Below are 13,961 nucleotides of genomic sequence, written 5' to 3' on the forward strand. Positions count from 1 at the left end.
CCGGTGATGGAGCTGGATCACAAAAAATCTGCGCCATCGCAAAATCAGCGGATACCCCGACATATTTTTCCGCTTTTTTGATCCGATCTAGCGCCTCGCCTCGTAAGCTCATGAAAACCGATGGAGAATACATGTCCTTTGATGCCCTGCCCTCTCAGCGCCGCCGGATCGCCATTGTCGGCGGTGGCATATCCGGTCTGGCCGCCGCATGGCTCCTTGGTCCACGTCATGACGTGACCCTGTTTGAGTCTTCCGCGCGCCTCGGGGGGCATGCACGCACGGTAACGGCAGGCATTCGCGGCGATCAGCCGGTGGATACCGGGTTCATCGTGTTTAACTATGTGAATTACCCGCATCTGACGCGCATGTTCAACGCGCTGGATGTGCCGGTGGTGCGCAGCGACATGTCCTTTGGCGCGACCATTCAGAACGGTGCGGTGGAATACGGGCTGAAGGATATGGGGGCATTGTTTGGTCAGCGCCGCAACCTTGGCCGGCCCGCATTCTTTGGCATGGTGCGCGATATCTTGCGTTTCAACGCCCGCGCCGAGAGCGTGGCCCGTGATGACAGCACCACCATTGGCGAGATGGTGCAGGAACTGTCTTTGGGTGATTGGTTTCAGCGCTATTATCTGATGCCGATATGCGGCGCGATCTGGTCCACCCCCCCCGAAGAGATCCGCGCATTCCCGGCCCGCTCTTTGGTGCGGTTCTTTCGCAATCACGCGCTGCTTTCGGCCTCGGGTCAGCATCAATGGTGGACGGTCAAAGGTGGCAGCCGCGAATACGTCCGCCGCCTGACCCAACATCTGCAAAAGATCGGCGTGGATCTGCGCGCAGCCTGTCCGGTGCAATCGGTCGAGCGCACTGAGGATGGCGTCACCCTGCGCCTATCCGAGGGGCGTGTGGAGGGTTTTGACGAGGTGATTTTCGCCTGCCATTCGGATGATGCCCTGCGCCTGCTGGCCCGCCCCACGCCCCAGGAACAGGCCACCCTCGGGGTAATGCGCTATCAGGACAATCACATGATCCTGCACCGGGATGCGGGCCAGATGCCCCACCGCCGCGCCTGCTGGTCCTCTTGGGTCTATAAGGCAGATCAGCGTGACAACCGCCCGGCGATTGGCGTCACCTATTGGATGAACCGCTTGCAGAACCTGCCGGAAAACGATCCGCTGTTTGTCTCTCTCAACCCCGTGCAGGACGTAAACCCAAAGCTGATCTATGACGATAAAACCTTTCGCCACCCGGTATTTGATCGCGCCGCGATCCGGGCACAGGGGGCGGTACAGGCGATGCAGGGGCAGAACCACACATGGTTTGCGGGGGCCTATCTGCGCCACGGTTTCCATGAGGACGGCTTTGCCAGCGCAGTGCGCGTCGCACGCGGCATCGACGCCCGCTATCACAGCAACCGCGACGCCGCAGAGTTGCTCGCATGAGCACGCCCGGCGACCATACCCCCCGCTGGCCGCAATATCTGGCGGGCACCACCACCCATGCGCGACGTGGCGGCATCCAAAACGCCTTTCGCTACGGGGTGGACTATGTGCTGCTCGACCCGAACTCGACCCGGGGTCCGCTGCTATTTTCGCGCAATCGCTGGAATCTTGCCTCCGTCATGGATCGCAATCACGGCGGCGCCCCAAAACAGGGACGCGGGCTGACCTGGGCGAAAGAGGTCTTTGAACGCGCAGGGCTTGCCCCGGACGGACTAACGATCCTGCTGCTGACGCAACCGAGCTTTCTGGGCTATATTTTCAACCCCGTGAGCTTTTGGCTTGCCTATGACGGCGATGACCTGCGCGCGGTGATCGCAGAGGTCTCAAACACCTTTGGCGACCGTCACAGTTATCTCTGCGCGCAGCCCGATTTTGCACCGATCACGGCCAAAACCTGCCTGACTGCGCAGAAAATCTTTCACGTCTCGCCTTTTCAGGAGGTCGCGGGCGCGTATCGGTTTACCTTTGATATAACGAAGTCACGGATCGCCATCCGCATCGCCCATGAAAACGGCGCGGAAGGCGTGATCGCCACTTTGGTGGGCGACTTGCACGACCTGAACAACGCCCGCCTGATCAAAGCCAGCCTGCGCCGCCCGCTCGGCGCGATGCGCACTGTTGCGCTGATCTACTGGCAGGCCCTGAAACTCAAACTCAAGGGCGCGCGCTACAGAAGACGCCCGCTTCCGCCCGAACAGGAGGTAAGCTGATGCTGTTCATTACCAACCGCGTGAAACGCGATTTTCTCGACAGTTGCGCCCGAATCCGACGGGGCAGCCTGCGGCTGATCACCCCCGAAGGCGAAACATATGATTTTGGTCAGGGTGAACCGGCGGCCGAGATGCAGATCAACGACTGGGGCGTGGTGACCGCGCTGGCCTCTCGCGGGGACATCGGGTTGGGGGAAACCTATGTGGCCGGACTGTGGGAGACACCGTCGATCGAGGCCGTGACGCAAGTGGCGCTATTGAACCTCGACTATCTTGAGGCCTTTGCCTACCCGAGCCGCCTTGCCACGCTGAAGTTTCGCCTTGTGGACCGCATCCTGCGCGCCAATTCCCGCGCCGGGGCCAGCCGCAATATCAAGGCGCATTATGATGTCGGCAATGAGTTCTATCAGCTCTGGCTCGATGAAAGCATGACCTATTCCTCGGCCCTGTTTGCCCCCGGTGACAAGACGTTGGAGGATGCGCAACACCGCAAGTACGACCGCATCCTGAACCGCGCCAGCGATGCCGAACGCATTCTTGAGGTCGGGTGCGGCTGGGGCGGGTTTGCAGAGCGCGCCGCAGATCGCGGACGCCATGTGACCGGCATCACCATTTCCCCGAGCCAACACGGGTTTGCCGATGCACGCCTTGATGGGCGTGCGGAAATCCAGCTCTGTGACTATCGCGATACCAAGGGCAAATTCGACGGCATCGTCTCGATCGAGATGATCGAAGCCGTGGGAGAGCGGTACTGGCCGCAGTATTTCGAGATGCTGAAGGATCGCCTGGCCGAGGGCGGTCGTGCCGTGGTGCAGGCAATCACCGTGCCGGACGCCTATTTCGACATCTACCGCAAGGGATCGGACTATATCCGCCAATATACCTTTCCCGGCGGTATGTTGTTGTCGGATGCCATGATCGCGCATCACGCCGCCAAGGCGGGGCTGAAGGTCACCGACAACTTTGGCTTTGGTCAGGACTATGCCCGCACCTGCCGGATGTGGTCAGAACGCCTGAGTGCGGCCTCGGACAAGGTGCTCGGTCTGGGCTATGATCAGGGCTTCCTGCGCAACTGGCAGTTCTACCTGCAGATTTGCGCGGCATCCTTTGAGACCCGCCAGACAGATGTGGTGCAGGTGGAGCTGACCCATGCGACCTGAGACCGGCCTTGCGACAGTGCTCTCGCTCATTGCAGGGCTGTCGCTGCTGGCGGCGCTGTCCCTTGCCGCGCCGCTGTTTGCAAGCCCCAGTCCCATCGGTCTAAAAGCGCCAGTGCAGTTGGGTCAGGCCACGCTGCGGTTTCTGGGGTTCGAGATCTATACGGCGACCCTTCATACCGAAGGCGCGGAGCGGTTCGGCTGGGACCAGCCTCTGTCGCTGCGGCTGGATTACGCGCGCGGGTTCTCCGATCAGGAACTCCTGCAGGGCACCGAAAAAGAGCTTCAACGCATCGAAGGGGCACAGCCGGATCAAGCGGTGATGCTGCAGAAGCTCGCCACCTGCTTTCGACCAGTCGCGGCCGGGGACAACTACGTCGCCATCGCAACGGCACCAAATACGGTCGAGATGCGATTGAACGGTCAACGTATCTGTCGGGTCTCGCATCCTGACCTGCGCCGGCGTTTCCTCGGGATCTGGCTATCACCCAACAGCCGTTCTGCACGGCTGTCGGCACAGTTGCGGGGCGAATAGACATGAAATGGCGGGTCAGCACATACGCGCTGATGCTGGCTGCGGCTGGCCTGCCACTCTATATCCATTTGCCGCGATATGCCACTGGCGAGCTGGGGATGAACCTTGCGACCCTTGGCGTGATCCTTGCAGGCATCCGGGTGATGGATTTTGCGCAAGACCCCGCATTGGGCTGGTTGGTGGATCGCTACCCGCGTTACAAATCTGCCTTTGCAACCTCTGCCGCGCTGGGAATGGCACTGGGATTTGTGATGCTCTACACGCTGCGCCCCGAAGGAGGTGGGTTATGGTGGTTCATCGCGGCACTGGGCCTAGTGTTCACTTCCTATAGCCTTGGAACCGTTCTGTTTTACGGCCAAAGCGCGGCCCTTGCGGCACAAACCGATGGGCTGATGCATCTGGCCGGTTACCGCGAGGCGGGCACATTAGGTGGCATCATCCTTGCGGCCAGCGCGCCTGCCGTGCTGGTGATGCTGGGGGCCACGGGCAGCGGTTATGCGGCCTTTGGTGTGCTGCTGGCCAGTGTGTGCCTGATCGCACTCTGGGTCAGCCGCCCGCTCTGGCGTGTCTCGGCTCCTGCGCACGCCCCATTGTCGCTTGCGGAGTTGCGGGCCTCTGGCGGGCTTGGTCTTTTGGCGCTGGCCTTTGTCAATGCACTGCCGGTGGCGATCACCTCGACGCTGTTTTTGTTCTTTGTCGAAGACCGGCTTGGGCTGCCTGATCTGGCAGGCCCGTTCCTGATCCTGTTCTTTGTGGCTGCGGGTCTGTCAGTGCCTGTCTGGACGCGCGCGGCAACACATCATGGCGCGGCCCGCAGTTTGATCGCCGCCATGTGCCTTGCGATCCTTGCCTTTATTGGCGCTGCGCTGCTGCCTGCGGGGGCTGCGATTGGCTTTGCCCTGATCTGTCTCGGCTCTGGTGCGGCCCTGGGCGCGGACATGGTCATCCTGCCCGCACTCTTTGCAGGCGCTCTGGACCGCGCGGGGCTTCAGGCAGGGCGTGCCTTCGGGCTTTGGTCCTTTGCTGCGAAACTTGCATTGGCAAGTGCCGCCATCCTGCTGCTGCCGCTGCTGGAAATGAGCGGCTATCGCCCCGGTGCCGACAACTCTGAGGCCGCGCTGATGGCGCTCACCCTCGGTTATGCGGTTCTGCCTTGTCTCATCAAATGCGCCGCCATTGCGCTGGCGCTGCAACTCCCCCGTGAAGAGGTCCATGCATGAAACTTCTCCTCGGCATCACAATCCTCGTGCTGCTTTTGTTGCTGTTGCGCCCCGGACTGGGTTTTCGCGCGCAGCGCCCGTCTGATTACACCAAGACCGGCCCCGCCTTTGACATACGCAAGCACCTGAACGGGCGCTTCATTTCCGAGGGCACGATCTATGGGCCGACCGGGCGCGTGGTGTCCCGTTTTGTGGCGGAAATGAACGGTACATGGGATGGCACCAGCGGCACGCTCACAGAGGATTTCACCTATGCAGGTGGTGGCACACAGGCGCGCAAATGGATGCTGGAGATCGGTGAAGACGGTGCGTTTGCCGCCACGGCGGAAGACATTATCGGCACCGGCACGGGCCAGCACGCGGGCGCGACCGTGCGGTTATCCTACCGCATTCGCCTACCCGAGGACGCTGGCGGGCATGTGTTGGATGTCACCGACTGGATGTATCTGATGGAAAACGGCACGATTATGAACCGCTCCGAGATGCGTAAATTCGGCATAAAGGTCGCCGAACTGATCGCCACCATCCGCCCAGCGCCGGACACCATGTCCGAGGTGACGCCATGAGAGTTCAAGGTCAGACATGGTGGATCATTGGTGCCAGCGAAGGCCTTGGGCGCGCGCTCGCCGAGGCGCTGGATCAAGAGGGCGCATCCTTGATCTTGTCAGCCCGCAGCAAAGACCGCCTCAGCGCGCTTTGCGGCAAATTGCGCGATGCACAGGCGCTGCCCATGGATGTGACAGACGCCCGCTCCGTCCTTGCCGCGTCAGAAGCTGCGAGCGATGCTGATGGCGTGATTTACTGCGCCGGACTTTATGATCCGATGACCGTGCAGGATTGGGAGCCAGAAGCGGCAGAAGCCATCTGTGAGGTCAATTTTATGGGCGCGATGCGCGTGATGGGGCGTGTTGCACCCCGAATGGCCCGCCGTGGACATGGCCACATTGCGCTGATTGGCTCGCTCGCTGGGTTTACCGGCCTGCCCGGTGCCATTGGCTATGGCGCCTCCAAGGCCGCAGTGATGCATCTGGGCGAGAACCTGCACCGCGACCTGCGCGACACCAATGTCAAAGTGCAGGTGATCAATCCGGGCTTTATCAAAACCCGGCTCACGGCCAAGAACGATTTTAAGATGCCGATGATCCAAACCCCGGAAGAGGCTGCGGCCTGCTGCATGAAAGCGCTGCGCTCCAACCGGTTTCAAAGCTCCTTTCCCGCGCCCTTTTCATGGGTGTTTCGCATCGCGGCGCATCTGCCCCGTAAATGGGTCACGAGGTTGATATGATGGACCCGCGCAACGTGGTGATTTTTGGCGCATCCGGTGGCATTGGCCGCGCCTTGGTGGAGGCTTATGCGGGTAAAGCAGCGGTCGAGAGCGTGCATGCGGTTTCGCGTGGCGGGAACGCAGCTTTTGCGATTGATCCGTCAGCGGAGGATAAGATCAGCCAGCATCAGGCGGATATCACCTCAGAAAGCGATCTTGAGGCATTGGCCGCGCAGGTCGGCACGCCGGATATGGTGATCCTTGCGACGGGTATTCTGACGGACCCTGACACCGGGCTTACACCGGAGAAAAGCTATCGCCAGCAGGATATGGCCGCGTTCGAGCAAGTGTTTCGCATCAACACCTTCGGGCCTGCCTTGGTCGCCAAGCACTTTCTTGGGCGAATGCCGCGGGAGGGGCGCTGCGTCTTTGCGGCTCTGGCGGCGCGGGTGGGGTCGATCAGCGACAATGGGTTGGGCGGCTGGCATGCCTATCGCGCCTCAAAGGCGGCGCTGTGCATGTTGATGCGCAACTACGCCATCGAGGTTGCACGCAAGAACCGCGATGCCATTTGTGTCTGTTTGCATCCCGGAACCGTGGACACCGCGCTCTCTGCGCCGTTCCAGAGCAACGTGCCCGACGGAAAGCTGTTCACGCCAGAGTATTGCGCACAATGTCTGATATCCGTCATCGCCGGGCTGAAATCACATGACAGCGGCAAACAGTTTGATTGGGCCGGAAAAGAAGTCCCCGCCTGAACCATCTCCCTGATGCGCCGCAGGTCCGCGCTGCCTTGCACCTTGGGGCGGTTCCGGCGACACTCTGCGCGAGGTAACGCGCAATCCGGCGGCCTAGGGAGAGAGCCATCCATGTTGAAATCTGTCCGCCTGCGCCTGCTTATTATGGCGCTGCTGCCGCTTATTGTTCTGATGCCGCTCCTGATGGTGGTGGCGATGGCGAGGTGGAATGCAGATTACGATAAGATACTGATTGCAAAGGTAGAAAGCGACCTTCGTATTGCCGAACAATATCTAGGCCATCTGCAAAGCAACTCTGCCCGCGCGCTTCAGGGCATTGCGCAATCCGCTCGGATTGCGGGCGTTTTGTCCAGCGACTCTGATGCGACCGAGGCATTTCTAAGCGAGAGCCAAGAGAACCTGAACCTCGATTTTCTACATCTGTTGCGCGGCGATGCATTGACCGAGGCCAAGGAAAAATGGCCGGTGATCTTTGAGGCCGCCGCCGGGCGGATGGCCTCGGAGATAGATATCTTTTCCGCCGACGATCTGGCGGCGCTTTCTCCGGCATTGGCCAAGCAGGCCCGGATTGAGCTGATCGACACAGAAGCCGCCGCCCCTGCCGATCACACGGTCGAAGATCGTGGCATGGTGGTTCACACCGCCGCACCTGTGCGCGTCAACGGGGAGGTCAGCGTGCTGGTGGGCGGTTTGCTTCTCAATCGCAACCTCGACTTTATCGATACGCTGAATGAGCTGGTCTACCTGCAAGGCGAGTCGAACGCCGGGCGGCAAGGCACCGCGACGCTGTTTTTGTCCGACACGCGCGTCTCTACCAATGTGCGCCTGTTTGAGGATGTGCGCGCGCTGGGTACGCGGGTTTCTGTCGCCGTGCGTGACGCGGTACTCGGCGAGGGGCGCACGTGGCTCGACAGTGCCTTTGTCGTCAATGATTGGTATATCTCGGGCTATATGCCGATCAGCGACAGCTTTGGAAAACGTGTTGGCATGCTCTACGTGGGCTTTCTGGAAGCGCCCTACAAGAACGCCAAGCGTGCAGCCTATTGGACCGTCGTCGGGGCCTTTGTACTGGTGATCGCCCTGACCGCTCCGTTGTTTTTGTGGTTGGCCAAGGGGATCTTTGCGCCGCTCGAACAAATGACCCGCACCATGGCGCGGGTTGAACGTGGCGATCTGACGGCGCGCAATCAGACCCCTTCGCGCGGGGATGAGATCGGCCAGGTGGCCAACCACCTGAATACATTGCTCGACCAGGTGCAGGAACGCGACCGACGCCTGCGCAACTGGGCCGGAGAGTTGAACACCCGCGTCGAAGAACGCACCAAAGAGTTGAAAATCGCCAATGAGAAACTGGAGGAAACCTTCCGCCAGCTTGTGATGAGCGAAAAGCTCGCCTCAATTGGCGAAATCACCGCCGGTGTCGCCCATGAGATCAACAATCCGGTGGCCGTGATTCAGGGCAATGTGGATGTGATGCGGATGACGCTGGGCGAGGCCGCTGAACCTGTGCGCACCGAGCTGGACCTGATCGACAATCAGGTGATGCGGATCGGGGCCATTGTGGGCAAACTGTTACAATTCGCTCGCCCGTCAGAATTTGGCACCTTTGCCGAACATGTGGATGTGGCTGCGGTGGTGCGAGACTGCCTTGTGCTGGTGGATCATGTGATCTCCAAACAGGAAGTGCGCGTGCTGACGCAATTTGATGACGCGCCCTGTGTGCGTATCGACCCCGGCGAATTACAGCAGGTGGTGATCAACATTATCATCAACGCAAGTCAGGCGATGGACGGAAACGGCACGCTTGCCATCACCGTCGCAGGCGCGGAACGCGACGCGCAAATGGGCGTGGCCCTGCGCATTGCCGACACCGGCCCCGGTATCCCTGCAGATCGGATCGATCATATCTTTGACCCGTTTTTCACCACAAAGCAGGGAGAGGGCACCGGGCTTGGCCTGTCGATCAGCCAGACCCTCATTCAACGCGCCGGAGGACGCATTACCGTGCGCAATCGGCGCGCACGCGGGGCGGAATTCCTGATCTGGCTGCCCCGCCCATCAGACGAAGATGACACCAATCAGGGGTGATCGCGGCCTCGGCTCAGACACCCCAACTGGCGCATTTGCGATCTACTGTTTTGCGCGAAACACCAAGGCGGCGGGCTGCCTCGGCGCGATTGCCGTCACAGGCATCCAGTACATGCATAATGTGGCGCTGCATCACCATATCGAGGTTTTCAACCGCCGCTGTTCCGGTCACAGATCCGGTGCCTGCGAACTCTTCGGGAAAAGCCCCTAGGATCACTGAGCGTTCGATCAGATTGCGCAATTCACGCACATTTCCGGGCCACGCGTAGCGCGAGAACTTCAGCAGGGTTTCTTCGTCCAGCTCCAGCGCGGGCATGCCGAGGCTCAATGCGAATTGATCCATAAAAAGCGCGGCCAGCTCGACGATATCCTCTATCCGTTCCTGAAGCGGCGGCATCTCGATATTGACCACATTGATCCGGTGATAGAGATCCGCGCGGAATTTTCCCGCCGCGATTGCGTCTGGCAAGTCGGCGTTGGTGGCCAGCAGGAATCGCAAGTTCAGCGGGATGTCACGTTCCGCCCCAACAGGGCGTACCTTCTGGTCCTCCAACACCCGCAACAGCGCCGCCTGCACCTGTTCCGGCATCTGCGCTACCTCATCGAGGAAGAGCGTCCCACCATCAGCGTGCAGGAACAGACCGTCGCGCCGACGATCCTGCGCATCAATGACCCCAAACAGCTCTTCTGCCAGACGGTCGGGAGAGAGGCTGGCGCAGTTTACCGCAACAAAGGGCTGCTCTGCCCGATCCGAGAGCGAATGCAACGTGCGGGCGGCGATTTCCTTGCCCGTACCAGACGCGCCGGTAAACAGCACCGGCGTCGGCAATGGGGCCAACCGCTGCAACATCTGGCGCACTTTTTCGATGGCGGCGGACTTGCCCAGAAGGCGGCCACGCGCGCCGGATTGCTCGGCTGAAAGCTCGTGCTTCAAGAGGTAATTTTCCCGCCGCAGATACTTGCGGTCGAGGGCGCGCGCCACCGCGTTGAGGATCTGATTGGCGCGAAAGGGTTTGAGCACAAAATCCGCAATCCCGATCCTGAGCGCCTGAATGGCCGTATCGAGATCCGCATAGGCGGTCACCAGAATAGTGTCGGCAAACAGCCCCACCCGGCGCTGCTCTGCCACCCAGTCCAGCCCGGTTTTCCCCGGCATGATGTTATCCAGCACGATCAGGTCGAAATGGGCCTTGTCGAGAATATCAGAGGCCTCGCGCGCAGAGGCGGCCTGTTCCACGCGTTTGCAGCGGGGTTCCAGGATCTTGGTCATGAAGTGACGCATGCCGGGTTCGTCATCAATCACGAGGATCGATGCGGACGACAGCGATTCTGAGTATTCATCGCGGATGGTGGCGGAGACGTTCATCTGGCGTGTCAGTTCAGGCGCACGGCAGCACCGGAGTTCTGGTCCTGCGCGGAAAATCCTGCACGCTCCAGCGCAAAGTCAGCGCCCACCGCGATTGCGGCAATGAGGGCAAAGCCTGTCAGCATGGCTTTCATTTCAGTCGTCCTCCGGAAGTTTTGTCGCGGTTTTCAGATAGTCTATCAGATCCTGGCGATCCGTGGGGGCGGTGATGCGTTGCATCGGCATCTTGGACCCCGGAATATAGTGGTCAGGCCCCTGGTCGAACAGGGCATCAATGGTCTCGTCCGTCCAGATCAGGTCGGATTGCAGCAATGTCTGGGAATAACGGTAGCCCGGCAGGCTGCCCGCCGCGCGCCCGAACAGACCCGCCAGATGCGGCCCGGCCCGGCGCTGCCCGGCATCGTTGAGGTCGTGACAGATGGAGCATTTGCGCATGAACTGGCGCTCGCCGTTGCTCATGGTTTCGGGGGCTTGCAGAAAACTGCGTGTCTCGTTTCCGGCGGCCTGATGGCCGTCCATCAGCGCAATGGGCCAGCCATAGATCACATCGTGAATGCCCCCGGCCCAGATGCGGCTGCCATCGCGCGAGAACGCCAATGCCCAGACCGGTCCCTCGCGCATCGCCCTGAAATCGCGGGCAATGGTCCAATTACGAGTGTCGATCATCATGATGTAGCCATGACCGTCGCCCACCGCGATCTGCTGGCTTTGCGCATGATAGGCCAAGGCGAGGATCGGGCGGCGGTCGAGGGTGAAATCGGCAATCTGCGCACCGGTTTCCATGTCGATCACCCGCGTGTCGCCATCCACCGCGCCATAGGCAAGCCAGCCCTCTTGCGACAGCACCAGACGGTTGATGCCAAACCCCTGTTCGGCCAAGAGCCGAGGTGTTGCGTCGGGCGTGTCATAGACCTGCACCTGCCCGGTCATGGTTGCGGCAAACAAGCGCCCTTTGGCATCAAAGCGCACATCGTTGACACCTGCCCCCACGGTGATCTGCTGCCCGACACCGCCGTTCAGCGACCAAAGACCGATGGTGCCGTCCCAACTGGCTGAGGCCAGAAACGCCCCATCCGACGAGACATCCAGCGCGCGGATCTTGCCCGCATGACGCCCGATGTGCTGCGGCTGTCCCTGCTGCCAGCGATAGATCGCAAAATCATCGCCACCGCTGAACAGCGCCCCGCGCGGGCCGAAGGTCACCGCGGTGGTGGCCGCGTCATGGGCCTCCAGCCACGTAGGGCTGTCCCCCTGCCAAATGGCAGCGGTATTGTCGAAACTGGCGCTGGCCACGCGATCCTCATCGTCCACGGCAAGCGCCATGATTGGCCCACCGTGTCCTTTGAGGGTCACAAATTCCTCTGCACCCGCGCCCCAGACGGGCGCGGCACAGAGGGCAAGGCTTAGCGCCAGTCGCCGCATCACGTCACTCCGCCGGGGTGGCGCCTGTGTTTTCAGCCTTGGCGCGCTCTTTCTCCTGCACTTCCTCGAGCCAGATCGAGTGGTGCTGATGCGCCCAAGCCTCATCCACCTCGCCAGAACCCATGGCGTCATACGCGCCTTCCATGCCAAGCGTGCCGATATAGATATGCGCGATGATGATCGCCATCAGCACAAAGGCGACGATCGCGTGCCAGAGCTGTGCAAGCTGCATCTCCTCTTGCGGGGCAAGCTCTGTGGGCAAGACACCATAACCAAGCCACTGCGGGATGCCGGTGTCATTGAGGAGGGCAAAGGTCTTGGCAAAGAGCGGCAGTTCAAACGGGAACAGCAGCGAGAGGCCGGAGACGGAGATCGAGGCCCCGAACAGGATGACCGACCAGAAAATCACCTTTTGACCGGCGTTGAACTTCTTTGCGGGGGGGTGTTTCTTGCCGATGATGCCACCGAATTGCTTGATCCAAACCAGATCGAGTTTGTTCGGGATATTATGGGCAACCCACATGACAAACACCAAAATGAGCGCCAGCATGAAGGCCCAAGAGACGGAATTGTGAATCCATTTGGAGCCGATGAGCAGCACCGAATTCACGTCCTTGCCCAGATACGGCTGGATCGCCACCCGACCAAAGAGCGTCAGAAGCCCCGTCAGACCAAGCAGGATGAAAGATCCGGCAAGGGTCCAGTGGGTCATCCGCTCGACAAAGGCAAAACGGGTCACTGTGCGTCCGGTCTTTTCTGCATCGACCCGTACACGGCCCCGTAGCAGGAAAAACACTGCCAGCGCAGCAATCGTGCCCAGCAAGAGCCAGCCCCCATATTGCCGCAACGGGCCCGCCCGGAACGAGAGCCAGTTCATGCCACCGTCCTGCACCAGGACCGTGGCCACATCGCCCCCGGCAGAGACGCGAATATCGGCGGAATTGTAGCGCAACGCCCGCCAGAGTTCGGGATCGGACTGGCCACCAAGGGTGCCCAACTGCTGATCAATCCCGGCAGCAATCTCAGGGTTCCCGGTCGCGTCGCTGCGGAAACTGTCGTCCAGCGCCTCGCCACGTTGCCGCGCGAGAATGTCCTCGAGTGTCTGCGCCCCACCGGTGGCGGAGCGATCAGGTGCCACGGGGTTTGCGTCCTGCGCATAGGCAGACAGGCCACAGAGCAGGGCCAGTTTAAGGACGAATACGAAAATCAGGCGCGGCATGGATGGACCTCCCGTTGAGCCGGATTTGATAAAATGAATCAGTCGCATAGCGGAAGGGGCCCGCCACAATGGCGGGCCGCCTCCCGGTGTAGGCGTATTGGGATCAAAAGTGGGCGTCAGCCGCCCTTTTGATCGTAAGCGGTTCCCCAGCCCCAAGCGCCGGAGCCAAAGCCACGGGCCACCACACGCTCGCGGTAGACAGCGGAGACGGTGTCGCCATCGCCTGCCAAAAGCGCCTTGGTGGAGCACATCTCGGCGCAGATCGGCAATTTGCCTTCTGCGATCCGGTTGCGCCCGTACTTCTGGAACTCGGCCTGAGAGTTGTTTTCCTCAGGACCACCGGCGCAGAAGGTACATTTGTCCATCTTGCCGCGAGAGCCGAAGTTGCCCGCCTGCGGATACTGCGGTGCCCCAAAGGGACAGGCGTAGAAGCAGTAGCCACAGCCAATGCAGAGGTCCTTGGAGTGCAGAACCACCCCGTCCTCGGTCTGGTAAAAACAGTCCACCGGGCAGACCGCCATGCAGGGTGCATCGGAACAATGCATACAGGCGACCGAGATCGACCGCTCGCCGGGCTTGCCATCATTGATGGTCACAACACGGCGACGGTTGATGCCCCAAGGGACTTCGTGCTCGTTCTTACAAGCGGTGACGCAGGCGTTGCACTCGATGCAGCGTTCGGCGTCGCACAGGAATTTAGCTCGTGCCATATGTCCGTCT

General features: G+C 60.8%; 14 protein-coding genes. 9 read left to right on the plus strand and 5 right to left on the minus strand.

Annotated features, from left to right (window positions below):
- Window positions 1-131: 131 nt before the first annotated feature.
- The 9 genes from UB90_RS02935 to UB90_RS02975 all read left to right on the plus strand — a co-directional run bounded on the left by UB90_RS02935 (window position 132) and on the right by UB90_RS02975 (window position 9,234).
- Window positions 132-1,442 (plus strand): NAD(P)/FAD-dependent oxidoreductase, encoded by a 1,311-nt coding sequence (locus tag UB90_RS02935; protein WP_065324816.1) that lies wholly within the window; start codon window positions 132-134, stop codon window positions 1,440-1,442.
- Window positions 1,439-2,212, plus strand: coding sequence for a DUF1365 domain-containing protein (locus UB90_RS02940; RefSeq protein WP_065324817.1), 774 nt, complete (start codon window positions 1,439-1,441; stop codon window positions 2,210-2,212). Before UB90_RS02935 ends, UB90_RS02940 begins: the two co-directional genes overlap by 4 nt.
- Entirely contained in the window at window positions 2,212-3,372 is a 1,161-nt protein-coding gene (locus tag UB90_RS02945) for an SAM-dependent methyltransferase (RefSeq protein WP_065324818.1), read from the plus strand. The genes UB90_RS02940 and UB90_RS02945 overlap by 1 nt, the downstream gene beginning before the upstream one ends.
- Window positions 3,362-3,904, plus strand: coding sequence for a hypothetical protein (locus UB90_RS02950; RefSeq protein WP_065324819.1), 543 nt, complete (start codon window positions 3,362-3,364; stop codon window positions 3,902-3,904). Before UB90_RS02945 ends, UB90_RS02950 begins: the two co-directional genes overlap by 11 nt.
- Before the next feature lie 2 nt (window positions 3,905-3,906).
- Window positions 3,907-5,124, plus strand: coding sequence for an MFS transporter (locus tag UB90_RS02955; RefSeq protein ID WP_065324820.1), 1,218 nt, complete (start codon window positions 3,907-3,909; stop codon window positions 5,122-5,124).
- Window positions 5,121-5,690 carry a DUF3833 domain-containing protein gene (locus UB90_RS02960; protein WP_065324821.1) on the plus strand — a complete coding sequence of 190 codons (570 nt, stop codon included), beginning with the start codon at window positions 5,121-5,123 and terminating at the stop codon, window positions 5,688-5,690. The genes UB90_RS02955 and UB90_RS02960 overlap by 4 nt, the downstream gene beginning before the upstream one ends.
- Window positions 5,687-6,409, plus strand: coding sequence for an SDR family NAD(P)-dependent oxidoreductase (locus UB90_RS02965; RefSeq protein ID WP_065324822.1), 723 nt, complete (start codon window positions 5,687-5,689; stop codon window positions 6,407-6,409). Before UB90_RS02960 ends, UB90_RS02965 begins: the two co-directional genes overlap by 4 nt.
- On the plus strand, window positions 6,406-7,146 hold the full coding sequence (locus UB90_RS02970) for an SDR family NAD(P)-dependent oxidoreductase (protein ID WP_065324864.1): 741 nt from the start codon (window positions 6,406-6,408) through the stop codon (window positions 7,144-7,146). The genes UB90_RS02965 and UB90_RS02970 overlap by 4 nt, the downstream gene beginning before the upstream one ends.
- Window positions 7,147-7,257: 111 nt before the next feature.
- Window positions 7,258-9,234: a sensor histidine kinase gene (locus tag UB90_RS02975; RefSeq protein ID WP_110613661.1), complete on the plus strand. Its 1,977-nt coding sequence runs from the start codon at window positions 7,258-7,260 to the stop codon at window positions 9,232-9,234.
- Window positions 9,235-9,247: 13 nt separating this feature from the next.
- Here the strand turns inward: UB90_RS02975 and UB90_RS02980 are convergent, their stop codons facing one another.
- The 5 genes from UB90_RS02980 to fdh3B all read right to left on the minus strand — a co-directional run bounded on the left by UB90_RS02980 (window position 9,248) and on the right by fdh3B (window position 13,951).
- Window positions 9,248-10,600: a sigma-54-dependent transcriptional regulator gene (locus tag UB90_RS02980; protein ID WP_005636046.1), complete on the minus strand. Its 1,353-nt coding sequence runs from the start codon at window positions 10,598-10,600 to the stop codon at window positions 9,248-9,250.
- 8 nt (window positions 10,601-10,608) lie between these two features.
- Window positions 10,609-10,734 (minus strand): hypothetical protein, encoded by a 126-nt coding sequence (locus UB90_RS23205; RefSeq protein WP_009176220.1) that lies wholly within the window; start codon window positions 10,732-10,734, stop codon window positions 10,609-10,611.
- A gap of 1 nt (window position 10,735) precedes the next feature.
- A complete protein-coding gene (locus tag UB90_RS02985) occupies window positions 10,736-12,022 on the minus strand; it encodes a c-type cytochrome (RefSeq protein WP_065324823.1) in 1,287 nt (428 codons plus the stop codon).
- A gap of 4 nt (window positions 12,023-12,026) precedes the next feature.
- Complete coding sequence (locus tag UB90_RS02990) at window positions 12,027-13,241, minus strand: formate dehydrogenase subunit gamma (protein WP_065321652.1); 1,215 nt, start codon at window positions 13,239-13,241, stop codon at window positions 12,027-12,029.
- 116 nt (window positions 13,242-13,357) lie between these two features.
- Entirely contained in the window at window positions 13,358-13,951 is a 594-nt protein-coding gene (fdh3B, locus tag UB90_RS02995) for a formate dehydrogenase FDH3 subunit beta (protein WP_005640291.1), read from the minus strand.
- Window positions 13,952-13,961 lie beyond the last annotated feature (10 nt).

The sequence above is a fragment of the Tritonibacter mobilis genome (assembly GCF_001681715.1).
GTDB lineage: Bacteria > Pseudomonadota > Alphaproteobacteria > Rhodobacterales > Rhodobacteraceae > Epibacterium > Epibacterium mobile.